General features: G+C 36.3%; 22 protein-coding genes. 11 read left to right on the top strand and 11 right to left on the bottom strand.

Annotation, left to right across the window (positions count from 1 at the left end):
* The first annotated feature begins 38 nt into the window (after nucleotides 1-38).
* Complete coding sequence (gene ggt, locus J2786_RS01700; RefSeq protein ID WP_047432159.1) at nucleotides 39-1,727, top strand: gamma-glutamyltransferase; 1,689 nt, start codon at nucleotides 39-41, stop codon at nucleotides 1,725-1,727.
* A gap of 172 nt (nucleotides 1,728-1,899) precedes the next feature.
* Complete coding sequence (locus tag J2786_RS01695) at nucleotides 1,900-3,180, top strand: dicarboxylate/amino acid:cation symporter (RefSeq protein WP_047432162.1); 1,281 nt, start codon at nucleotides 1,900-1,902, stop codon at nucleotides 3,178-3,180.
* 116 nt (nucleotides 3,181-3,296) lie between these two features.
* Here J2786_RS01695 and J2786_RS01690 read toward each other — a convergent pair whose 3' ends face one another.
* The 6 genes from J2786_RS01690 to gyrB all read right to left on the bottom strand — a co-directional run bounded on the left by J2786_RS01690 (nucleotide 3,297) and on the right by gyrB (nucleotide 11,778).
* Nucleotides 3,297-4,148, bottom strand: a complete 852-nt coding sequence (locus J2786_RS01690; RefSeq protein WP_047433349.1) for a diacylglycerol/lipid kinase family protein — start codon at nucleotides 4,146-4,148, stop codon at nucleotides 3,297-3,299.
* 43 nt (nucleotides 4,149-4,191) lie between these two features.
* Nucleotides 4,192-5,016, bottom strand: a complete 825-nt coding sequence (locus J2786_RS01685; RefSeq protein WP_047432164.1) for an RsiV family protein — start codon at nucleotides 5,014-5,016, stop codon at nucleotides 4,192-4,194.
* A gap of 92 nt (nucleotides 5,017-5,108) precedes the next feature.
* The gene (locus J2786_RS01680; protein ID WP_047432165.1) at nucleotides 5,109-7,043 is read right to left on the bottom strand and encodes a transglutaminase-like domain-containing protein; all 1,935 of its coding nucleotides are present in this window, start codon (nucleotides 7,041-7,043) and stop codon (nucleotides 5,109-5,111) included.
* Nucleotides 7,044-7,045: 2 nt separating this feature from the next.
* The gene (locus tag J2786_RS01675; protein ID WP_047432168.1) at nucleotides 7,046-8,938 is read right to left on the bottom strand and encodes a DUF3858 domain-containing protein; all 1,893 of its coding nucleotides are present in this window, start codon (nucleotides 8,936-8,938) and stop codon (nucleotides 7,046-7,048) included.
* 400 nt (nucleotides 8,939-9,338) lie between these two features.
* Nucleotides 9,339-9,761 carry a DUF5684 domain-containing protein gene (locus tag J2786_RS01670; protein ID WP_047432171.1) on the bottom strand — a complete coding sequence of 141 codons (423 nt, stop codon included), beginning with the start codon at nucleotides 9,759-9,761 and terminating at the stop codon, nucleotides 9,339-9,341.
* An 82-nt stretch (nucleotides 9,762-9,843) separates the two neighbouring features.
* Nucleotides 9,844-11,778, bottom strand: coding sequence for a DNA topoisomerase (ATP-hydrolyzing) subunit B (gyrB, locus tag J2786_RS01665; protein WP_047432174.1), 1,935 nt, complete (start codon nucleotides 11,776-11,778; stop codon nucleotides 9,844-9,846).
* 234 nt (nucleotides 11,779-12,012) lie between these two features.
* Here gyrB and J2786_RS01660 point away from each other — a divergent pair, with 234 nt between their 5' ends.
* From J2786_RS01660 to J2786_RS01650, 3 genes are read left to right on the top strand one after another with little or no spacing between them, the layout of a single operon-like run.
* Nucleotides 12,013-13,356 (top strand): cytochrome ubiquinol oxidase subunit I, encoded by a 1,344-nt coding sequence (locus tag J2786_RS01660; RefSeq protein ID WP_047432176.1) that lies wholly within the window; start codon nucleotides 12,013-12,015, stop codon nucleotides 13,354-13,356.
* Entirely contained in the window at nucleotides 13,353-14,357 is a 1,005-nt protein-coding gene (locus J2786_RS01655; protein WP_047432178.1) for a cytochrome d ubiquinol oxidase subunit II, read from the top strand. The genes J2786_RS01660 and J2786_RS01655 overlap by 4 nt, the downstream gene beginning before the upstream one ends.
* A 7-nt stretch (nucleotides 14,358-14,364) precedes the next feature.
* Nucleotides 14,365-14,880: a ClbS/DfsB family four-helix bundle protein gene (locus J2786_RS01650; protein WP_047432181.1), complete on the top strand. Its 516-nt coding sequence runs from the start codon at nucleotides 14,365-14,367 to the stop codon at nucleotides 14,878-14,880.
* A 43-nt stretch (nucleotides 14,881-14,923) separates the two neighbouring features.
* Here the strand turns inward: J2786_RS01650 and J2786_RS01645 are convergent, their stop codons facing one another.
* The 5 genes from J2786_RS01645 to J2786_RS01625 form a co-directional block, all read right to left on the bottom strand.
* On the bottom strand, nucleotides 14,924-15,190 hold the full coding sequence (locus J2786_RS01645; RefSeq protein ID WP_047432184.1) for a hypothetical protein: 267 nt from the start codon (nucleotides 15,188-15,190) through the stop codon (nucleotides 14,924-14,926).
* Nucleotides 15,191-15,338: 148 nt separating this feature from the next.
* Entirely contained in the window at nucleotides 15,339-17,036 is a 1,698-nt protein-coding gene (gene lysS, locus J2786_RS01640; protein WP_047432186.1) for a lysine--tRNA ligase, read from the bottom strand.
* Nucleotides 17,037-17,199: 163 nt separating this feature from the next.
* On the bottom strand, nucleotides 17,200-18,129 hold the full coding sequence (gene rlmF / locus J2786_RS01635) for a 23S rRNA (adenine(1618)-N(6))-methyltransferase RlmF (RefSeq protein WP_047432188.1): 930 nt from the start codon (nucleotides 18,127-18,129) through the stop codon (nucleotides 17,200-17,202).
* 3 nt (nucleotides 18,130-18,132) lie between these two features.
* The gene (locus tag J2786_RS01630) at nucleotides 18,133-18,507 is read right to left on the bottom strand and encodes a c-type cytochrome (RefSeq protein ID WP_047432191.1); all 375 of its coding nucleotides are present in this window, start codon (nucleotides 18,505-18,507) and stop codon (nucleotides 18,133-18,135) included.
* Entirely contained in the window at nucleotides 18,507-18,725 is a 219-nt protein-coding gene (locus J2786_RS01625; RefSeq protein WP_047423548.1) for a hypothetical protein, read from the bottom strand. The genes J2786_RS01630 and J2786_RS01625 overlap by 1 nt, the downstream gene beginning before the upstream one ends.
* A gap of 203 nt (nucleotides 18,726-18,928) precedes the next feature.
* Here J2786_RS01625 and J2786_RS01620 point away from each other — a divergent pair, with 203 nt between their 5' ends.
* The 6 genes from J2786_RS01620 (at nucleotide 18,929) to trpC (ending at nucleotide 24,394) form a co-directional block, all read left to right on the top strand.
* Entirely contained in the window at nucleotides 18,929-19,381 is a 453-nt protein-coding gene (locus tag J2786_RS01620; RefSeq protein ID WP_047432193.1) for a cupin domain-containing protein, read from the top strand.
* A 190-nt stretch (nucleotides 19,382-19,571) separates the two neighbouring features.
* Nucleotides 19,572-20,219, top strand: coding sequence for a hypothetical protein (locus J2786_RS01615; RefSeq protein ID WP_047432196.1), 648 nt, complete (start codon nucleotides 19,572-19,574; stop codon nucleotides 20,217-20,219).
* Nucleotides 20,220-20,462: 243 nt separating this feature from the next.
* A complete protein-coding gene (locus J2786_RS01610; RefSeq protein ID WP_047432198.1) occupies nucleotides 20,463-21,887 on the top strand; it encodes an anthranilate synthase component I family protein in 1,425 nt (474 codons plus the stop codon).
* 46 nt (nucleotides 21,888-21,933) lie between these two features.
* Nucleotides 21,934-22,536: an anthranilate synthase component II gene (locus tag J2786_RS01605; protein WP_047432201.1), complete on the top strand. Its 603-nt coding sequence runs from the start codon at nucleotides 21,934-21,936 to the stop codon at nucleotides 22,534-22,536.
* 41 nt (nucleotides 22,537-22,577) lie between these two features.
* The gene (gene trpD, locus J2786_RS01600; RefSeq protein ID WP_047433350.1) at nucleotides 22,578-23,564 is read left to right on the top strand and encodes an anthranilate phosphoribosyltransferase; all 987 of its coding nucleotides are present in this window, start codon (nucleotides 22,578-22,580) and stop codon (nucleotides 23,562-23,564) included.
* 56 nt (nucleotides 23,565-23,620) lie between these two features.
* Nucleotides 23,621-24,394: an indole-3-glycerol phosphate synthase TrpC gene (trpC, locus tag J2786_RS01595; RefSeq protein ID WP_047432203.1), complete on the top strand. Its 774-nt coding sequence runs from the start codon at nucleotides 23,621-23,623 to the stop codon at nucleotides 24,392-24,394.
* Nucleotides 24,395-24,396 lie beyond the last annotated feature (2 nt).

The raw sequence follows: 24,396 nt of genomic DNA, 5'->3' as shown, positions 1-24,396 counted from the left end.
TAAATTTCAATAATTTTGTTGTAAGAAAAAACAATCATATGAAGAAGATTTTAATTGCTTCGATGCTTTTGGCGGCACAGCTCAGTTGGGCTCAATTTACTGACATCAATATTATCAAAGAAGTACAGGTAAAAAAGAAAGGTGTGGTAGTCTCTGCACATCCGTTAGCCAGTGAAGCGGGAGCCAAAATCTTAAAGATGGGCGGAAATGCTTACGACGCCGTTACCGCAACACAGTATGCCCTTGCCGTTGTATATCCGCAAGCTGGAAATATCGGAGGAGGCGGTTTTTTGGTAGGCGTAAAAAATAACGGTGAAAAATTTACTCTGGATTACAGGGAAACAGCTCCTAAAAAAGCTTCCCGGGACATGTATATTGATAAAAAGGGAAAAGCAGATACAGATTTATCCCAAAACGGAAGACTTGCTGTAGGTATCCCAGGAAGTGTTGCAGGATTCTTTGCTACTCTGAAATACTGTAAACTGCCAATGGAAAAGATTATCCAGCCCGCCATTGACCTTGCAGAAAAAGGATTCGCCATTACGGATAAGGAAGCGGAAATGCTGAATAATCAAAGGGAAAAATTCCAGAGACATAATAAATCATCTATCATTTTTGTAAAAGATACGCCATGGAAAGCTGGAGATCTATTGGTTCAAAAAGACCTGGCAGAAACCCTTAAGCTAATCCAAAAACTGGGAGCTAAAGGTTTTTATGAAGGAAAAACAGCTGATCTTCTGGTAGCAGAGATGAAAAGAGGTAACGGAATCATCACATTGGAAGATCTTAAAAACTATAAAGTTGCTGAGAGAAAAGCATTAGAATTTGAATACAAAGGAAATGATGTTGTAACGATGCCTTTACCATCAAGCGGCGGAGTTCTTCTTGCCCAGATGCTCAGAATGGCCAGTTTTGAAAACCTTGAAAAGTATCAGCAAAACTCTACTAAAGCTGTTCAGATCATGGCTGAAGCAGAAAGAAGAGCTTTTGCAGACAGAGCAGAATATATGGGTGATCCGGATTTTATTCAGGATAAAACTTCTTACCTGATCTCTGATGATTATCTGAAAGGAAGATGGAAAAGCTTTAGTTTTGATAAAGCAACACCAAGCGCAGAAGTGGGTAAAATCATAGAACAACCTAAAGAATCTATGCAGACCACTCATATTTCCGTATTGGATAAGGATGGAAATGCAGCTTCGGTAACGACAACTCTGAACGGGTATTACGGAAGCAAAGTGCTTGTTTCAGGCGCCGGCTTCTTTTTAAATAATGAAATGGATGACTTTTCGATCAAACCAGGTGTCCCGAATATGTTTGGGGCTGTGGGTGGCGAAGCCAATTCAATACAACCTAATAAGAGAATGCTTTCTTCTATGACTCCCACCATTATTCTTAAGAACGGAAAACCATATATGGTAGTGGGTACACCTGGAGGAACTACAATACCAACTTCAGTGTATCAATCTATTGTCAATGTCGTAGATTTTAAACTGAATGCGAATATGTCAGTCAATGCACCAAAATTTCACCATCAGTGGCTTCCTGAAACCATAACGGTTGAAAATAATTTTCCGGAAAGCACTATTTCTGAACTGAAAAGTAAGAATTACGTTATTGAAAAGACAAAATACATCGGAAAAACAGAGATGATTGTCCTCGATGAAAACGGAAATATTCACGCAGTGGCAGACGGCCGTGGCGATGATTCTGTTGCAGTGGAATAACTCTTATATCATAAATACAAAATACATCCCGGGCTTCATTCGAAGAATGAAGCCCGGTTTTTTTTAAATCATCCTATACAACAAACGCTATAGATTCTTTTCAATGACTTTTGTCATGTTTTCAGATAAATTTTCTTAATTTTCGCCCTTAAAAAAACAAAACGACTGTTCTTTGAAAGCAAAAAAAATACACAATCAGCTTTATTTCCAGGTGATCGTAGCCATTATTGCGGGGGTTCTTCTTGGAAAATTTTATCCTGAACTAGGAGAAAAGATGAAACCTTTGGGAGACGGATTCATCAAACTGGTAAAAATGATTATCGCTCCGGTAATTTTTATTACTCTTACGTTAGGAATCGCCCACATGACCGATTTGAAAAAAGTAGGCAGAATTGCAATCAAAGCAATGATTTACTTTTTCACCTTTTCAACCCTTGCTCTTATCATTGGATTAGTGGTAGGAAATATTTTACAGCCGGGACATGGTTTAAATATTGATCCTTCTACTCTTTCGGGGGATGTTTCACAATATCAGGCAAAGGCCCACGAATCAACACTGACAGGCTTCATAATGAATATTATTCCGGAGACACTATTCAGTCCATTGGTGGGTGAGAATATTCTCCAGGTTCTTCTGGTTGCTATTTTAATGGGAGTTGCTTTGGTTTTAACAAAAGAAAAAAGCCAGAAAGTAACCGATTTTCTACAGGATTTATCAACTCCGGTATTTAAAATCGTGCACATGCTTATGAAATTGGCCCCAATAGGAGCTTTTGGAGCAATGGCTTTTACGATCGGTAAATATGGGCTTCATTCTGTTCTGAATCTTATATTTCTGGTAGGTACATTCTATATTACGTCTATCCTTTTTGTAGTTCTGGTATTGGGAGCGGTAGCATGGTATAACGGATTTAATATTTTTAAACTCCTTTTCTACCTTAAAGAAGAACTTCTTCTTGTTTTGGGTACAAGCTCATCAGAATCTGCCTTACCGGGAATTATGGAAAAACTTGAAAAAGCGGGCTGTTCACGGGCTATTGTAGGCCTTGTAGTTCCTACCGGATATTCTTTTAATCTTGACGGAACGAATATTTATATGACCCTAGCCTCTCTCTTTATTGCTCAGGCATTAAATATTCACCTTCCTATTGAAAAACAACTGATGCTTCTTTTGGTGGCTATGTTAAGTTCAAAAGGGGCCGCAGGCGTTACCGGTGCGGGATTTGTTACCCTTGCTGCAACACTGGCTGTAGTTCCTGAAATTCCGATTGCAGGAATGACTTTAATTCTTGGGATCGATAAGTTTATGAGCGAATGCAGAGCTTTGACCAATGTAATAGGAAATTCTGTTGCTACTGTAGTGGTTGCCAACTGGGAAAAACAACTTGATAAGAACCAACTTCAATATTGTCTGGATCATCCGGCTGAAGTTGAGAAAAAACTGGAAGTATAAACAGGTGGCAGATCGTAGGTTGCAGGTATAAGGAGGTATTCTATGAAGTTTCAGTGGAAGTTTATTAAGGACTATCTCCCTGTAAGCTTTAAACTCAAAACCTTAAACCTTGAACTTTAAATCAGAATACTTAAGCTTGCCGGCTGTACTTTAACATGGATGGGTGATTTGATCTTATTGAACTCACCATCAAGATGCCAGTTTTTGGTATTGACTTTAAAAGATATTTCAGAGACCGGAAGATAAGTGACATATTCATCATCTTTCAGTCTTTTGGTAAACATACGGAAGGCAAAAAGTGCAGAATATGTCAGGGGAAACTTTTTTACCAACACCATGTCAACCAAACCATCACTTTTGCTGGCCTTCGGTGCAATATAGGCATTGTTACCAAACTGACGGGTATTGGCGATGTTCATCATCAGATACCTTCCATTGTACTGCTGATATTCTTCATCAAAAAATTTCACCTTGATAGGTTTATAATTGAAAAAGGTTTTCAGGGAAACTTTGATATAGTTCTTGAATCCGCGGCTTGTTTTTTCAAATTCCTTAACAACTTTACCGTCAAATCCCGTTCCCGAAACATTGATGGAAAGCCTATCGTTCACAGTAAATGTATCAATCTTTCTGGAGTTTTTTGCTTTTATTTTTTCTAAAAGTTCATCGAGATTTTTACTGAATTGTGTCTCGTTGGAAAATCCATTTCCTGAACCGGCTGGAAAAATAGCCAGAATTTTCTCTGTATTAATAAGGCTTTTGGCCACTGTAGAAATGGTACCGTCACCTCCTATTGCCACAAAAATATCTACCTCTTCAAAATGGGCCTGAATAAATTTCTCTGTCCCGGGAATGGATTCTGACACATAATACAATGGGTTATTAACCTTTGTTTTGAGTTCGTTTAAAAACGGCTGATAATTTTTTTTGGCCGAAAAAGGATTGATAATAAAAGCTACTTTGTCCATTACCACAAAATTAAAAAATGCTTCCAAAACTGGAAGCATTAATTTACTTAATTTTCATTCTTTCTTTAAATTCTGTATTTAATGTACCTTTCAGATCTTCCCATGAAACCGGAATAGTAATATCTCCTGCGGCAAAAGCAGCAATTTCATAGGGACTGTAGTGAAAATACAGGTTTTTATCATCAAAATAAAAGTTATCAGATGCCGGAATTTTATCCACTAAAAGCATTTCTGAGTTCTTCACTTCTCCATCTCCATCCATCGTACCACTATTCATTTTATCAATATTTTTCATCAGAATAGCTTCAATTTTATTTTTAGGCATTGAAGTAATGTCTTTCAATTCTACTTTTTTGCTGTTTTTAAGATCAAAAACCCTTTCTGAAAAGCCATAATTATCATGTGCTCCTCCTTCATATCCGCTTCCCAAATATTGAATATGCATATAACCGTTGGCATTGGAAATAAGATTCATATGGGAGCTTGAATACCAGTTCTGAGCATAAGTTACATCTGAAGCCCAGTCTTTATTATCATTTTTTACAGAATTGAAATAACTATTCTTTTCACTGTCCAGGTAAGCCTGAAGGCCGGCTTTGGAAAAATCTTTGATTTTATCATTCTGAAAATAGATGCTGTCTAACAGTTTTTTATCTTTTAAAGTAGGAAAAACCAGTAGTTTTGAAGTAAAGCTCACTTTTAAAGAATCGGTAATCTTTGTAGAGTCATTCACTTTCACAGAGTCTACTACAAATTCTTCAGCGACTTTGCTTTCTGTTTTTTCTGCTGGCCCCGCTGTTTCATTTTTTTTGCAGGCAGTAACTGCTAAGAAAGAAGATAATGCTATAACAGCAATCGTATTTTTCATAATTCTATTTTTTGGTATCCAATACAAAAACCATTCAAAAGATGAATGGTTTTTGAAAAAATTTTATTTTTTCGTTTAAGTTATCTCAAACATTACTTCTTAACAAGGCTGATTACCTGATTTTCAAATTTCGAAGCTACGCCCCAGATTTGTTTAAATGCAGGGTAATATTCTTTCGGGTAGTCTGAACTTCCAATTTTTGTAGTTGTAGTTACCTCCAGCATATTTCCTTTTTGTTCTACAGAATAGGTATATGCTATTTCTTTATCTTCTGTAACGATCCTTTTTTCTTTAGGCATTTCCTCTATCTTGTATCCTTCAGGAATTTCAAGAATGACCTTTTTTGTTCTGGTTATGGGTGATCCAAAATCAATTGGATATTTTCTTACTTCGGTTTGATCAAATTCATTAGAGTTTTTACTTAAAAACAACATAGGATTGATAATCATTTTCTTCCCTACTCTGTCAATAAGGTTGGATGAAGAGAACTTCATAGTGCTTTCAAAGTCGCCATTTTCCAACACTTTTGAATTGATATCCGTGAAATCCATTGAAAAGTTTTCTTTATACTGCTTTTTGTATTTTTCTGCGTTATCATCATAGTTGTCTTTAGCATACATCGCGTATGCGCCTGTATCTTTATCCGAATAAGTACCGGAAATACTACCGTCATCATTGATTTTGGCATTCGCTGTAAGATAAGTATTGCTTGATTTTACATTGGACATCTGAATCTGCAAAGCTTTATCTTTAGTCACAAGGATTCCATATTGATTCCAATTTTTAAGAGGTATTTCATCCAGTGAAGATTGTTTGGAGGTAGCATCATAAATATGCAGCTGCTTATCGATATCAATTGCTGCCAAGACAAAGTTCATATTGGAAATATTAGGGGATACCATATTGATCAATCCGTTCTCTACTGTAGAAATAATCAACGGATCAGCTTTAAGACCTGCTTCGCGAAGCATCATAACAAGGAAAAGATTAATTTCTGCGGCGTTGCCGGTTTTAGTTTCCAAAAGTTTTTTGATACCGTCTTCTGTATAAACTCCTTTGTCCTTATTCCATGTAAAAGTTTTCTGAACGTATGAAAATATAGCATTGGCTTTTTCAAGATCTGTTTTCATTTCCGAAACTCCTGCCGGCATATTTTCTCTTGCCAGTTTTGTTCTTTTTATTTCACCTCCGAAATCATCACTATCATAGAGTCTCTTTGCAATTTGATCCCATGAAGATGAATACAGTTTAAGCTCGCCAAAATTAGTAGAATTTAGCTCAGCACTGATTTTTGTTCTGAAATTTCTATCGTTTCTTACAAATTTTTCAGTTTTAAAACCAGTCAAATTCTCATAAGCAAATCTATAGGTTCTGTATTGCCCTCCATACAACTGTCTTTCTTCCATTTCTCTATACTTCGGACTGATTCCTCCTGTATAGTTTACATTATAAGACATATTGATCGGTGTATCAAAAACATATTCCGTATTCAGTGAAGGAGTATCAGATTCTATCAATACCTCTGGAATCATAAAGCGGAACGGAGATATAATTTCATATTGATATTCTATGACAGATCCATTTTTCACACTTGGAAAAGCAAATTTTGTTAAAGTAACATATTTATTCTCTTTACTTTTATACTGAGAACTTTTTTCCACTTTTACAGGAACAGCAGCTCCGTTTTCAAGATTATAAGTAAAAGCTTTGAACTTCCCCAGTGATTCTCTGTTGGTTCCAACATTATAAATAGGAATTTCAAGATTCAACCAGTCTTCAGCTTTATCTTTATTATAAATCTTCACTCTGTAAAAATATCTTTTGTGAAGATTTCCTGTATTGGAATCCACCATAAAATAAGCAGATTTGTATAAAATTTCGGCCGGAGCATTTTCATCTAATAAAGATTTTGCTTTCGACAGATCTGCCTCATTAAATTTGGGAGGGTTCAGAAATTCATATTTCTTCTGAGCATTGAACAATATTGCATTAGCAGAGCAAAAAAGCAATACTATAATTTTTTTCATGGTTATATTTTTGTTATTAAAATTTTCGAATTATCCATATTCAGAATCTTTTTTCTGAAACTTATATAATCGTTGTATTTTTCTTTTGGATATAATCCTTTATTGATCTGCACTTTTCTGATCACCTTTACCTGCCCTTCACTTTTAACAAAACTTAGTTTATAAGATCCAAATTCAGAAGTGATGCTTGAATTATCAGGAGTTTCATCCACCTTATACCCCAAAGGAAGTACATAAGCAATTTCATATTCGTCCTCATAAGACATACCGACTTCAAAAGGAAGCTCACGGGTTTCATCAGTTTTAAAGACAGCGTCATTAAAAATAGGCACAGATCTGAACAGAAGGCTGTTTCCAGCTTTTTTGGAGAAATTATTGGTCTTAAAATCAAGGTCGTAGGTAATAACAGCATTATCTCTATCATTATTAAAATTTTTCATTTCAACCTTTTCAAAATTTAAAACATTAAACCTCTCTTTTACCGCATCATTTTTTTCAGTGGGATTAAGACTGGCAAACCTTAAATTATAGTCATATTGATTTCCTGTATAGGAAAAATTTCCTGTCCCGATAATACTGTTATCCTCATTAAGGTTAACTCTCAAAGTCTGTTTTTCCTTATTTTGTTCAGCTTTATAAACTGGTGTATTAATAAGTTCTATTCCTTTAGGTGTTACAGCAAGTGCATTTCTGTCTGTTGTCCTGTAACTTAAATGGTTAAAAGCTATTTGCTGAGAAGTATTTTCAAGCCATATATTTCCTTTTTCAGTTGGAATCATCAGAATAGCGTGGTTTCCTCCCATAGAAGGAAATTCGGGATCAAAAGAAACCTGCGAAGAACTTGAATTGATAACACAGTATTTAGATGGAATTCCTGCTTCGTTCAATAGAATTTTCATATAATTTGTGAGTGCTTTACAGTCTCCATATCCTTTTTTGTGAACTTCATCCGGCTGCATAGGAAGCCAGCCTCCAATTCCTAATCCTACAGCTATATATCGGGTTTTGTTCTGCATATACTGATAAATTTTCTTTACTTTATCTTCTACAGATCCCTGTAATTGTAAAGATGCTACTTCAGCTTTAATAGCGGGAGTAGATACTGAAACCGGTTCCACCAGATCTTTATAATACCAGGTTCCGAAATCTGTCCAGTTATTTAAAGTCCCCTGCTTTCCTGCCAGGTTAAATTTTGTCAGAGCAAAATTTACTGAAGGTAAGATTTTAACAGGCTCCGGAATCATAAAGGCATCATCAATGGCAGGGACATTTTTATACGAATAGGTTTTATCATTTTCACTTCCGCTTTCTGCAACAGACGCATAGTTATACTTTGAAGGATATATCTTGGTACGCAGTTCAATTCCTGATGTATTAATAATTTTGAACTGAGCCTCCTCCAAAGACATTTTAATAGAGTGAAATGGTACAAAATCCTGAATAAAGATCGTATTCTTATCCTCGCTTTCATAAGAAAAGTCAACAGTATAAGGATACTGAACCGAAGTATAAGAAAATACCAGAATTCTGTTATCAGAATAGAAAACTCCCTGAGGGTTATTTGCAAAATCTTTAAAGTCTGACTTTGAAAAGCTCTTAACCTTTTTTCCTGCTTCATCATAAATCGTAACTTTTATGTTAGAAACACTTTTTGCTTTATCGTAAGGAATATAAGCCACAGCCCGTTCGTCACCATCTTTATTTAAAACTGTAGTAACAGTATTATATTGATATTTTATTTCATCAACTTTATTGATCTGGACAGTTGTAAAATCTTTACGGATAACAACGTCTGCATTTTTCTTTAAATTCTCAGGAATGGCAGAGGCAGGATAGCTCTGTGCGAAATATAGTGAGGCGGTAGATAAAGCCCCCAATAATAATATTTTCATCATAGTTATTAAGATTGTACAAAAATAATAAAATCTTAATAACTGTTAAAAAAAATATAAAAGGCTTCAATATATGAAGCCCTAACCTAATATTCAAAAAAGCACTGTATTAAATGTACTTATAAGAAAATGAACACATTATCAACTTTTCATCATTAAATTCTGAAACGTTAAAAACATAATATTTATACTCATTCTATATTGGGAGAAGGATCTAGCTATCCTCTGAGAAAAAGGGATGAACTTCATATTATCTGCGTTTCAAATTTAAAATAAATTACGATTCATGTAATTTAAATAATGTAAAATTAATAATAAGAAAAAGTCCAATAAATTCTACAGTTGAAAAAGTATTAAAAAAAAGACTTCAAAAATGAAGTCTTTTAATTTTTTTTTGTCTTTTTTAATCATTCGGGACCAGTTTACTATCAAAACGATCACTTCCAAGTCCCAATACAGGAATAAAAATAAATCCGAAAAGGAGAATCAGAATCGTGTAAAGAGGAGTTTCCTTCGCAAATCCTTTTGCCAGTCTGTCATATACGACCCAGCATGCATAGATATTCACCAAAGGAATAAAGAAAAGAATGATCCACCAGATGGGCTTTTTAACAATTTCCAGCAATACGATGGTGTTATAAATAGGAATAAAGGCGGCCCAGGCATCTTGTCTTCCTGCTTTCTGGAAGATTTTGTACATGCAATATCCATAGAATATATAGCACAATAAGCCGAAGAACATCGTTCCGATCCCTAATCCTGCAGCCACTGCTCCAGAAGCTGCATCCGCCCCGTTGTAAGGGTCTGTTTGTAAAAGAGTTAACATATTATTGTTTTTTTGGTTTATCCAAATATAAAAAAAGCTTCTAAATAATTAGAAGCTTTTTTTATTATATTTTTAAAAACGTTTATGCATCAATTTTTGCATATTTCGCATTTTTCTCGATAAACTCTCTTCTTGGTGGAACTTCATCTCCCATCAACATAGAGAAAATACTGTCTGCTTCCACGGCATTATCAATAGTTACCTGCTTCAGGATTCTATGCTCAGGATTAAGGGTTGTTTCCCAAAGCTGTTCAGGGTTCATCTCTCCAAGACCTTTATAACGCTGTACTTCTACACCTTTACCGTCCGGAGCCATTTCTAAAGTAAACTCTTCACGTTCTTTTTCATTATATGCATATACTTTCTTGTTCCCTTTCTTTAATAGATATAAAGGAGGTTGGGCAATATAGATATATCCGTTTTCAATAAGTTCCTTCATATATCTGAAGAAGAAAGTAAGGATCAATGTAGAAATGTGAGATCCGTCAATATCGGCATCGGTCATGATAACGATCTTGTGGTATCTTAGCTTAGCCATATTCAATGCTTTGCTATCTTCTTCCGTACCTACAGATACTCCAAGAGCAGTATAAATATTTCTGATTTCCTCATTATCGTAAACTTTATGAAGCATAGATTTTTCTACGTTCAAAATTTTACCTCTTAAAGGAAGGATAGCCTGGAAGTGTCTGTCTCTTCCCTGCTTAGCTGTTCCACCTGCGGAATCTCCCTCTACAAGGAAAATTTCAGATTCTGCGGGGTCTTTGGATGAACAATCGGATAGTTTCCCAGGAAGACCAGAACCTCCCATAGGAGATTTTCTCTGAACCATTTCACGGGCTTTCTTCGCTGCCTGTCGTGCTTTTGCTGCCAAAACAACTTTCTGAACGATCAGTTTTGCTTCAGAAGGATTTTCTTCAAGGAAATTGGTAAGCATTTCCCCAACAATTTTATCAACAGCTCCGGAAACTTCAGAGTTTCCTAGTTTTGTTTTAGTCTGTCCTTCAAACTGAGGCTCCATTACTTTTACAGAAATCACAGCTGTTAATCCCTCACGGAAGTCATCACCTGTAACTTCTACTTTTTCTTTCTGTGGAATACCCAGATCATCAGCATATTTCTTAAGAGTTCTCGTTAAAGCACGTCTGAAACCTGCTAAGTGAGTTCCTCCTTCATGGGTATTGATATTATTGACGTAAGAGTGAAGATTCTCATTGAAAGAAGTGTTGTAACGCATTGCTACTTCTACAGGAATATCATCTCTCTCTCCTTCCATGAAGATTACATGTTCCATAATAGACTCACGGTTTCCGTCAATGTAAGCAACGAATTCCTTTAATCCACCTTCTGAATGAAAAACTTCTGAACGGAAAGATCCGTCTTCTAATTTTTCTCTTTCATCAGTTAATGTAATAGTAATTCCTTTATTAAGATAAGAAAGCTCTCTTAAACGGCTTGCTAAGGTATCGTAATTATAAATTAATTCTGTAAAGATCGAATCATCCGGTTGGAAAAACTGTTTGGTACCTCTTTTTTCACTGTGACCAATCTCCTCAACACCAGTCTGAGCTTTTCCTCTTGAATAAATCTGCTGGTAAACATTTCCGTCTCTGTAAACCGTAGTGATCATCTCGTTGGAAAGTGCATTCACACAAGAAACCCCAACCCCGTGAAGACCTCCCGACACCTTATAAGAGTCTTTGTCAAACTTACCTCCGGCTCCAATTTTTGTCATTACAACTTCAAGGGCAGATTTCTGTTCTTTTTCGTGGAAATCAACCGGGATACCTCTACCGTTATCACTTACTTCAATTCCGTTTCCTTCCTTGATGCTAACGAAGATCGTGTCGCAGTATCCTGCCAATGCCTCGTCAATAGAGTTATCTACTACTTCATAAACCAAGTGGTGAAGTCCTCTGACTCCTACATCACCAATGTACATTGAAGGACGCATACGAACGTGCTCCATTCCTTCCAATGCCTGAATACTACTAGCTGTATATTGTTTTTGACTCATATTAAATATTAAAAATTCTGCTCTATGCAGAGACTTACAAATATCGTGATTTTTTTCGAGGTATGAAAGTTAAAAAGTGTCAAAAAATTGTAGAGTTTTCTTATTGAAAACATAAGAAATAGAAAGCCGGTAAAAGATTCAAAATTAAAAGGTATTGGTGAAATACCAACTGTTGTAAATCATATTCAACATCAATAATTTATGCGTAAATTTATTTACTGAAAAGTTGATATTATGGATGATTTTATAGCAGCACGCGCTCAGATGGCACTTTCTCTGGGCTTTCATATCATATTCTCCTGCGTGGGTATGGTGATGCCTTTTCTGATGGCTTTTGCCCATTGGAAATATCTGAAAACGAATAATCAAGTATATAAGGGACTGACAAAAGCATGGAGCAAAGGGGTAGCTATCCTTTTTGCTACAGGAGCGGTTTCAGGGACGATGCTTTCCTTTGAGCTGGGACTTTTATGGCCCGGTTTTATGAAACATGCCGGTCCTATCTTCGGAATGCCTTTTTCTCTGGAAGGAACAGCCTTTTTTATTGAAGCTATTGCTATCGGCTTCTTTTTATACGGCTGGGAAAGGTTCAATAAATGGTTTCACTGGTTCTGTGGGTTCCTTGTAGGAGTGAGTGGACTTGCTTCCGGAATTCTGGTGGTGGCAGCCAATTCATGGATGAACTCTCCTACCGGTTTTGATTATATTAACGGACAATATCTCAATATAGACCCTATTAAAGCAATGTTCAATGATGCGTGGTTCCCACAGGCTCTTCACATGACGGTTGCTGCATTTTGTGCGACAGGGTTTGCTGTAGCCGGAGTACATGCTTTTATGATCATGCGAAAAAGAAATATTGAGTTTCATACCAAAGCTTTTAGAATTGCAGTAGGTTTTGCCCTGATTGGAGCTTTTGGCGCACCTTTAAGTGGTGATATTGCGGCTAAATCTGTTGCCGAAAGACAGCCTATTAAGCTGGCAGCTATGGAAGCTCATTTTGAAACTGAAAAAGGCGCTTCATTTGTAATTGGAGGAATTCCTGATGAGGAAAAAGAAGAAGTAAAATATGCGGTGAAAATTCCAAAAGTATTAAGTTTTCTGGTGAGCAATGACTTCAATTCTGAAGTAAAAGGTCTTAAAGATTTCCCAAGAGACGAATGGCCTCCGATTGCAGTTGTTCATTATGCTTTTCAGATGATGATTTTCTTCGGCGTGGTGATGATTGGTATTGGTGCTATTTATTTATATGCTTTCTTCTTCAAAAAAGAATGGCTGAGCAAACACTGGCTGCTAAAAACATTTTTAATAGCTACCCCTTTTGGATATATTGCTCTGGAAGCAGGATGGACAGTAACAGAAGTGGGAAGACAGCCGTGGATTATTTACGGAATTATGAGAACAGCAGACGCTGTAACTCCTATGCCGGGAATACAGTATTCTTTCTACTTCTTTACGGCTATTTTCATTTCATTATCACTGATTCTTGTTTTCCTTTTAAAGAGACAGATTCAAATGGTACCGAAACTTTACGATCCTACTGATGCTCAGTTTAACGATAAAAACAAAAAATCATGATTTATGTTGTAATAGGTTTTCTCTGGCTATCCATCTGTCTTTATATTATTCTGGGCGGAGCTGATTTCGGAGCAGGAATTGTGGAACTTTTCACCCATAAAAAAGCCAGGAATAAAACCCAGGAAATCATGTATGAATCCATAGCTCCTGTATGGGAAGCCAATCATATGTGGCTGATCATTGCCATTGTAATTCTCTTTGTAGGATTTCCCGAGATTTATACCACGATGTCTACTTATCTTCATATTCCTTTAGTCTTAATGCTTTTAGGAATTATAGCGAGAGGAACAGCATTTACGTTCAGACATTATGATGCTGTAAAGGATAACTGGCAGGTTTTATATACCCAGATTTTCTACTATGCGAGTCTTTTAACACCTTTCTTTTTGGGATTAATTGCTGCTGCAACGGTTTCACATTCTATCAATCCCGATGCTGTAGGTTTTCTGGATTTGTATGTATTCAGCTGGCTGAACTGGTTTGGAGTTTCCGTAGGCTTATTTACTGTAGCGCTTTGTGCTTATCTTGCTTCTATCTTTTCATTAAGAGAAACCCGTGATAAAACTGATCTTTTATTAATGATAAGAAAATCCAAACAGACGATGATCTTTGTGGTTATAACGGGAATATTAGTATTTGCTACTGCTTATATTTCAGACATTCCTCTATTAATGTGGGTATTTTCAAAACCTTTGGGTATTATGGCAATTGCCTTTGCTACTATTGCATTGTTGCTTATTTTAAGAGCCTTGAACCGTCAAAAATTACTTCCTGTACGTGCATTGGCAGGATTTCAGATGGTTATGATTCTGGTAGCGGCAACTTATCAGCATAATCCGGATATTATTTTATTAGGAAACGGGCAGCACCTTTCTTTATTGGAACATATGGCTCCTGAAAAGACTATTGCCGCGTTGGGATGGGCACTGATGCTGGGTTCATTATTTATTCTTCCTTTTTTATTTTATCTGATGGCTTCTTTCAGTAAACTGAGAAAATAGATAAAATATGCAGACTTATAAAGATAAAACAGAACTTATTGACGAGTTAAAGAAAAGATATTTGCTCTATGATCAGGAATTTGATGATATAAAAGAAGAGGAAAAAGATCTTCTGCAACCGGGAGTTGACAAAACGCCATCGCAAAATATTTCCTATCAGTTAGGCTGGACTCATCTGCTTTTACAATGGGAATCTGATGAAGGTAATGGAATTGAAGTAAAAACTCCTGCTCCCGAATACAAATGGAATAACCTGGGAGGATTATACCAGTCTTTTTATAATGAATATGGTTCTTATAATTTACAACAGCAAAGAGAGCTGCTGCGAGCTAAGGTGGATGAAATTATTAACTGGATAGAAAGACTTGATGACAACACATTATTCATTCCCGGCCAGAGAAAATGGGCAACCACACCTGCCCAATGGCCCGTCTGGAAATGGATTCATATTAATACTGTAGCTCCGTTTAAAAACTTCAGGACACAGCTTCGGAAATGGAAAAAAGAAAAAGGTACAGAATAGCTCTGTACCTTTTAATTCATTAAACTATTTTATAAATTCACGACTAGTCTGGTGTAGAAATGCATAAATCTTTAGGAAATTTTTCCCTTAGTTCTTCTATAAGGTTTTTATCATCTATTTCATAAATAACCTCCTCCGATTTAACAATTCCACTAAATGGAGAACTCATAATTTCTTCATATATTATAGTTAACACTCTATTATCAGGAATTGGTCCATCAAAAAACTTTGAAAAGTCTATTCTTGCATTACCCACTACCCATCCGCCCGGAGTCAAATGCCAATGTGTGTATTCTTTACTAAAAGCCATAATTTTTTATTTATTTTATTATTAATATTTTATTTTCCTAATAACATCAGATCAAAACCATAGCCAGTATAATCACAATGCCATTTTGTCACAAAAAAAGACCGCCTAAAGCAGTCTTTTTTATTTATATTATTTATTGTATTAAATCTTAAGCCAGTTTCATCAAAAGATTTTCGTCAATTTTCTCTACTTTCACAATATTATTTTTTGTCAAAGTTTTGGAAGCTTTATCCCATTTTTTACCGGATAGCTGGCTTCTTTCTTTTACTTCCGCTAAAGACATTGCTCCTTCCTGAGAATTAAGGATTTCAAGGATTACCTTTTCATCTTCTCCCAGTTCAATCTGTGGAACTGCTTTTTCAGGTCTCATCTGAGGGAAGAATAACACTTCCTGGATAGAGGCATTATCCGTTAAGAACATGATTAATCTGTCCATACCGATTCCTAACCCTGAAGTTGGAGGCATCCCATATTCCAATGCTCTTAAGAAGTCCTGATCGATGAACATTGCTTCATCATCTCCTCTTTCAGATAAAGTCATCTGTGCTTCAAAACGTTCTCTCTGATCGATAGGATCATTAAGCTCTGAATACGCATTGGCAATTTCTTTACCGCACACCATTAATTCAAAACGTTCTGTTAAGCCTTCTTTGCTTCTGTGTTTCTTTGTCAGTGGAGACATTTCGATCGGATAATCTGTAATGAAAGTCGGCTGGATGAAGTTTCCTTCACATTTCTCACCGAAGATCTCATCAATTAATTTTCCTTTACCCATCGTCTCATTTACTTCGATACCGATAGACTTGGCAAAATCGTATAATTCCTTCTCAGTTTTTCCGGTAATATCGAATCCTGTAAATTTAAGGATCGCTTCTGTCATAGAAACTCTTGGATAAGGAGCTTTCCAGTTGATCGTGTGTTCACCGAAAGTAGATTCTGCATTTCCATTCACCTGAGTGGCACAGAATTCCAATAATTTCTCAGTGAAATCCATCATCCAGTTGTAATCTTTATAAGCTACATAGATCTCCATAGCGGTAAACTCAGGGTTGTGCGTTCTGTCCATCCCTTCATTTCTGAAGTTTTTAGAAAACTCATACACTCCGTCAAAACCACCTACGATCAATCTTTTCAGGTATAATTCGTTAGCAATTCTTAAATATAATGGAATATCCAGCGCATTGTGGTGCGTGATAAACGGTTTTGCTGCAGCCCCACCGGGAATTGATTGTAAAATAGGAGTTTCTACCTCAAAGTACCCTGCATCGTTGAAGAATGTTCTCATGGCATTGAACAGTTTTGTTCTCTTCACGAAAATTTCTTTTACCTGCGGATTTACTGTTAAATCTACATAACGTTGTCTGTATCTTAATTCAGGATCTGTAAAACCGTCATGTACAACACCGTTTTCGTCAGTTTTAGCCTGAGGAAGAGGACGCAAAGCCTTTGTAAGAAGTGTAAAGTTTTTTACTAAAACTGTCATCTCTCCTACCTGCGTAGTAAACAATTCTCCCTCAATACCGATAATATCACCGATATCTAAAAGGTGTTTATATACTTCATTATATAGTTCTTTATCTTCACCCGGACAGATCTCGTCTCTGTTGAAGTAAACCTGGATTTTTCCTTTAGAATCCTGCAATTCTGCGAAAGAAGCCTTCCCTTGAATTCTGCGGGACATCAATCTACCAGCGATCTTCACCTGTTTACTTTCAGAAAAGTCCTGTTTTATAGATTCTGTAGTATCTGTAATGGTATACTCATCCGCAGGGAACGCATTAATCCCCATTTCAGTAAGCTTATTCAGCTTTTCTCTTCTAATGATTTCTTGTTCTGATAATTGCATTTCTTATTTTTCTAAAAGCGTACAAATTTAGGCATTTTTGACATGACCATCAATGGCTTTTTTCAGAAATTTTAAAATGTGGACAGGAAATGCGGGATACGGGGTAATGAGATTCGAGATATGCACTATCGTGCTATAAACCTTAAACTTTAAACCTTGAATTTTAAATGAACCAGGTTTTTCTGTCTTTTTGAGGAATAAACGTCCAGGCTAATATTCTGCTTACCTTTTGTCCCTGAGCCATATCAATCGTTTTCACTTCTACAGCTTTGACTATTTTTAAAAGAGTAGTCAGTTTATTAAGATTATCTTTTTTGGAAACCAGACATGTGAACCAAAGAACCTGCGATGAAAATAGTACACTTTCATTAATCATCTTCGTAATAAATGCCAGTTCGCCACCTTCACACCAGAGCTCAGACTGCTGACCACTAAAGTTAAGAACAGGTTTGGCTTTCTTTGATTTATTAAGATTCTTTGTTTTCCTGATATTTCCTTTCACTGCAGACTCTTCAGAATCATGAAAAGGAGGATTACACATCGTAAAAGTAAATCTGTCTTCAGGATTAATGATATTGGTAAAGATATGATCAGGATCAGGCTGACTTTTCAACTGAATAACAGAGATAAGGTCTTTATTTTGATCCAGAATATTCTGAGCATTTTTCAAAGAATCCTGATTGATATCTGTTCCCAGCATGGTCCAGCCATATGAACGGTGACTGATTAAAGGATACGCAAGATTTGCTCCTGTTCCTATATCCAATCCTTTTACAGAATTTCCTGTCGGAATTGCACTCAGCTGTTCAGCTAAAAGATCAGCGATATAGTGTACATAATCTGCTCTCCCGGGAATTGGCGGACAAAGATTGGTATCCGGAATATCCCAGCCTTTAATATCATAAAAATGTAAGAGTAAGGCTTTGTTGAGCAGTTTCACCGCTTTTGGAATGCTGAAATTAATGGTTACCGTGTGATAAGCATTAACGAAAACATAATGTTTCAGTTCCGGCACACAAGAAATAAGCTGATCAAAATCATAGGGATTACGATGCAGATTTCTTGTGTGCAGACTGGATTTTTCAGCGGACATATTTTATTTCTTCTGACTTAAAATATATTCCACCATTTTTTTGGCATCTTCTTTAGATACCTGTGGATGGGCAGCCATAGGCACACTTCCCCATACTCCACTTCCGCCTTCTATAATTTTGGAAGCCAGCAATTCGGTATCCTTTTCAGAATACTTTCCTGCTATTTCCTGATAAGAAGGTCCTATCATTCTCTCATTCACAGAGTGACATCCTGAGCAATCCAATGTTTCCATGATCTGGTCACCTGAAAGATTGGATTGAGCAGTCTCTGAAACAGCTGCTGTCTCAGAAGAAGGAGCCACTTCTGCCGTATTTTCTTTTTTAGAACAGGAAATGATCAGAAGCCCGAGCATTCCTGCCAAAAGTATTTTTTTCATTATTTCTTCGCTGTAGAATCTGTTTTAGCAGCTTCAGGAGCAGTTGTAGCTGGAGTTGCAGCAGCAGGAGCAGCAGTTTTAGCTGTAGAATCTACAACGGTAGTTGCTTCTGGTTCTTCAAGCATCGTGTTAGTATCCTGTAAAGAATGATCTGGCTTTTTCTTGCAGCTTGCTAATAATAAACCTCCGATAAATGCGATTGCTAATACTTTTTTCATTTTTTTCTAATTTGGTAGCAAAAATATAAAAAATAAAGTTTTAAACTTATGACAAATGTTTTCTTTGATAAATATTTTTTAAGGGCTGAATTGTAATCAGATCAATAAAAAAAATAATTCAAACATTAGGGAAATTTAAAGAAGCTTGCTATTTTTGTATCACGGATCATCCGAACCAAATCAATCTATTAATTGAAAAGTTTATGACTAAAAAAAATCTGTTGGGTATAGCTTTCTTTGCCCTACTCTCTTCTGTGCTTGTTTCCTGTGATAATTCATCGAACGAGCCAAAATCAGAATATACTGATAAAATTGAATCGGTAACCTTATTAAAAACAACCAAATCCTGGGATGGAACTACGTATCCTGCCTACCCTGCCACTCAGCCGGAAATTTCGGTTCTTAAAATTGCTGTACCTCCGAATTCTGCACTCAGTTGGCATAAACATCCTGTCATCAATGCAGCGTATGTAGAGAAAGGTGAAATTCAGGTTGAAAGAAAAGAGGATGGAAAAACGCAATGGATAAGAAAGGGCCAGGTGCTTCCAGAAATGGTTAATACAGGCCACAGAGGTAAAACCGGAGACCAGGGAGTAACACTGATTGTTTTCTACAGCGGAACTCCTGACATTCCTTTGTCTGAGCCCGTAAAATAGTTGTTTTAAACGCTATGCTCATAAAGTAATTATATAAAACTCTATTTTTTTGTTCGCAAGGGCACTTCATTTAGATAATGACAACAGACTTTGCTAAGTGAAACGCCTTTGCGACCGTTTTAACAGTAATTTAAGAACATTTTTGCGATCCCAGCGTTTAATAAAAGATTATTATTGTTATATTTAATCCATGGTTTTAATTTCAAAAATTCTGTTTTTTACCAGTCATCATGGTTTTTATACTGTGATTCTGTTGCTGGTATTCTTTGGAGGACTTTCGTATCTGACCAAAAAAGCATGGTTTTTGATCCCCATTATTCCTCTGGCTATATTAAACGGGTTTGGAGGACAGTTTTTAAACGCATGGTTTTTAAACAAATACGGAGTGGAAAGTACTGCAATCATCACATCTGATGTAGAAACCAACTCTACCCTGAACGACATGTATATTCATGATTATGAAGCCATTGTAAAGAAACAGGACGGGAAATATATTTCAACATTTTTCTCTACTACAACAGCTTCTATCTATCCGATTGAAAATGCAATCAGAATCCCGCAAACGGCGGTTTCTTTTCCTGTAAAATACATTCCGGGATATGAAAAAAACATTGTCATTCTCTACAATCAGTCTGATGAAGGACAGGCTAATCTTAAGTATTCAAAGCTGGCTCCTGTGAACTCTGCAAGAATCAAATATGAAGCTGATAAAACCAATAAAGAATTCATTGAAGAGTATATTGCTGCATTGGAAGATTATGTAAAATACTATGATAATGAAACTTACAAAGAAAAAATCAAGGAATTAAAACAGGAACTCGAACAGCTTAAACAGTAGATTTCTATATTAAGTTTTTTTATTTTTTGATATTTTTTAGTCTTCGTATTAAAAAAATTTCTACATTTGTCCCATGTTAAAAATGAACAACAATATTTGGTGGTGGCTTTCAAACTCTTCGTCGGGTCTGAAGGTATTGTCATGTTGTTAAACACAGCAGAAATAATCAAAAAACAATATATAGGCTTTGACGGATACCGTTAAAGCCTTTTTTTATTCCTTAATCTCACAAAAAACAATAAGATGTTGACTAACACAATTACAATAAAAACTGTTTCGAAAAAAACACTGGGAGACCTTCATACTCCCATGAATATTTACCTAAAGATCAGAGATAAATTTCGTGATACAATTCTTCTGGAAAGTTCAGATTCAAAAAGTCTCGATAATAATTTTTCCTTCATCGCAGTGAATGCCATTGCCGGAATTGAAGTGAAAAACCTTAACGAATATGAAATCAAACTTCCTGCTTCTGCTCCTGTAAAACAATTTATTATGGAGCGAAATATCACAGATATATTTGAAGAGTTCCGAAAAATTTTCAACTGTGAAGAGACCAATGATCCTATTGAACAGACGGCTCAGAGTCTTTTTGGCTACACAAGCTTTGAGGCGATACAGTTTTTCGAAAATGTTACTCTTAAACCGCAGAGCAAGGAAGTTGAAATTCCTGTGATGAGATACAGATTATACCAATATGTGATTGCGATCAATCATTTCAATGATGAAATGTATATTATTGAAAACTTTATTAACGGGGTAAAATCTGAACTTCATCTGCTGGAAAACCTTATTAAAAATCAGAATACACCGGTTTATCCTTTCGAGAAAACAAGTGAGGAAACATCCAATATTACAGATGAAGATTATATTGAACTGGTAAAAACAGCACAGAAACACTGTATGCGCGGCGATGTTTTCCAACTGGTTCTAAGCAGAAGATTTGAACAGAAATTCAAAGGAGATGAATTCAATGTATACCGTGCTTTAAGAAACATCAATCCCTCCCCTTACCTGTTCTATTTTGATTACGGAAATTATAAATTATTCGGATCCAGCCCTGAAAGTCAGCTGATCATTAAAAATAATAAAGCCATTATTCATCCCATTGCCGGAACTTCAAAAAGAACAGGAAACTTTGAAGCAGACCTTGAAGCCATTGAAGTTCTGAAAGCCGATCCTAAAGAAAATGCAGAACATACCATGCTGGTAGATCTGGCAAGAAATGACCTTGGAAAACTTGGAAAAAATGTAACGGTTACCAAGCTTAAGGAAATCCAGCTGTTCTCTCACGTTATTCATATGGTAAGTGAGGTGACTGCAGATGTTGCTGATGACATCAATCCTCTGGAAATGGTTTCTGCTACTTTCCCTCAGGGAACACTGAGCGGTGCACCGAAGCATAAAGCCCTTCAGCTGATCAACCAGTACGAGAAAGATTCCCGCGGATATTACGGTGGCTGTATAGGAATTGTCGGACTGAACGGAACCTGCAACCAGGCGATTATGATCAGGACTTTCTTAAGCAAAAACAACACTTTATTTTATCAGGCGGGTGCCGGACTTGTAGCCAAATCTGTTCCTGAAAGCGAACTGCAGGAAGTCAATAACAAACTAAATGCACTGAAAAAAGCAGTTGAAAAAGCAGAAAAAATAGTTGAAAAATAAACCCACCAACTAGCAAAAAAAACAGCAACAACCTAACAAAAAAGCAATGAACAACAATATAAACACTCAGCAGACACCACTTAAAGTTCTCGTTTTCGACAATTATGACAGCTTTACGTATAACCTTGTCCAGATTATTGAGAGAATTCTGAATCAAAGAGTAGATGTGGTAAGAAATGATGAAATTACCCTTGAAGAGATTGGAAAATATGATAAAATCATCCTTTCGCCCGGTCCCGGAATTCCTGAAGAAGCGGGTATCTTATTAGACCTTATTAAAGAATATGCTCCTACGAAAAGTATCCTTGGAGTATGCCTTGGCCAGCAGGCTATCGCTGAAGCTTTCGGAGGAAGTCTGATCAACCTGACTGAAATCTTCCACGGAGTAGCAACCACTACCGAGCTGGTAAAAGAAAATACTAAATTGTTCAAAGATTTGCATTCCGGGTTGGAAGTAGGAAGATATCACAGCTGGGCGGTAAACCCGGAAGGTTTTCCGGAAGAACTGGAAATTACGGCTGTAGACAAAGACGGAATGATCATGGCTTTGCAGCACAAAACGTATGATGTACACGGAGTACAGTTTCACCCGGAAAGCATTTTAACGCCGGAAGGAGAAGTAATCATTAAAAACTTTCTGTTGTCATGAAAACCATAGAAAATTCTTCAACAACCATAAAAATACCACAAATGAAAGAAATATTGCAATACCTGTTCAACCACAATACGCTTTCAAAATCAGAAGCAAAAGCTACCATGATTGAGATTGCACAGAATAAATTCAATACTGCGGAAGTTACCGCTTTCATAAGTGTTTTCCTGATGCGGAATATCACATTGAAAGAACTGGAAGGCTTCAGAGAAGCATTATTACAGATGGCTGTTCCCGTAAAAATGGATGCCAGTGATGCTATTGATATCGTAGGAACGGGAGGTGATGGAAAGGATACCATCAATATATCCACTCTGGCAAGCTTTGTAGTAGCCGGAGCCGGACAGAAAGTAACAAAACATGGCAATTATGGAGCTTCCACAATTACGGGCTCATCAAATGTACTGGAAGAACTGGGATATCAGTTTAAAAACAGCTCAGAACAATTGAATGAAGATCTTGAAAGAGCCAATATCTGCTTCCTGCATGCACCTTATTTTCATCCTGCATTGCAATCTGTTGGATTATTGAGAAAATCTTTGGGATTAAGAACGTTTTTTAACCTTTTGGGACCATTAGTTAATCCTGCAAAGCCAAAATATTCAATGATCGGAGTATATAACCTGGAAATTGCAAGAATTTATCAGTACCTTCTACAAAAAGAGGAACGTGATTTTATTCTGGTCCATGGCCTTGACGGATATGATGAAATAAGTCTGACTGACGACAGCAAAATCATCACAAAAAATGGAGAAGAAATCTATTCTGCAGAAGATTTAGGCTTTAACCCGGTAACACTGGAAGATATTAAAGCTGGTAATTCTATTCAGGAAACAGCAAAAATATTTTTGAATATTCTTGAAGGAAAAGGGACGGAGCAACAAAATTCTGTGATTCTTGCCAACGCATCAGTAGCTCTTTATAATACCCATAAATTCGGGACGTATGAAGACTGTCTTCTTCTGGCTAAAGAAAGTCTGGAAAGCGGAAAAGCATTAAACAGTTTTAATCTCCTGATTAATTAAATTCATTATTCGCTTGCGAAGCAAAATTCACCATTGACTAAACTTAAACACAAAAAATGACGATACTGGATCAAATTATTGAACGAAAAAAAGAGGAAGTGGCAGCAGCAAAATCACGCATTTCTCTTGACCGATTAAAAAACACAGCTCTTTTTGGACGGCCAACCTATTCACTGAAAGCATCCATCAAAAATAAAAGCGGAATTATCGCTGAGTTTAAAAGACAATCTCCGTCAAAAGGTATCATTAATAACAATGTAGAACCCTTAGAAGTTGTTTCAGCATACGAAAATTTTGGAGCCAGCGGAATTTCTATCCTGACTGATCATGATTTTTTCGGAGGAGATTTAAATGATGTTCTCAGTGTAAGAAATGAGATTAACATTCCGGTTCTGCGAAAAGATTTTATGATTGATGAATATCAGTTTTATGAAGCAAAAAGTATTGGTGCTGATGTTGTTTTACTCATCGCTTCATGTCTTTCTCCAGCTCAGGTACAGGAATTCACAGATCTTGCTCATCAGCTGAAAATGGAAGTCTTACTGGAAATCCATACCGAAGACGAACTGAAACATTTCAATTCAAAAATTGACTTAGTAGGAATCAATAACAGAAACCTTAAGGATTTTAAAGTAGATCTGCAACATTCCGTTCAGCTTAAAAATCAGCTTCCGAAAGAAGTTTTATCCGTTGCAGAAAGTGGTATTTACAGCCTTGAAGATTTTCAATTTTTAAAAGAAAAAGGATTTGACGGTTTCCTGATGGGTGAATATTTTATGAAAAATACAGATCCAGCCAAAGCTTTTGAAGAATTTTCTTCTCAAATTTAAAT

Source organism: Chryseobacterium vietnamense (assembly GCF_031454475.1).
GTDB lineage: Bacteria > Bacteroidota > Bacteroidia > Flavobacteriales > Weeksellaceae > Chryseobacterium > Chryseobacterium vietnamense.
This window is presented reverse-complemented; position numbering and strand designations above follow the sequence as displayed.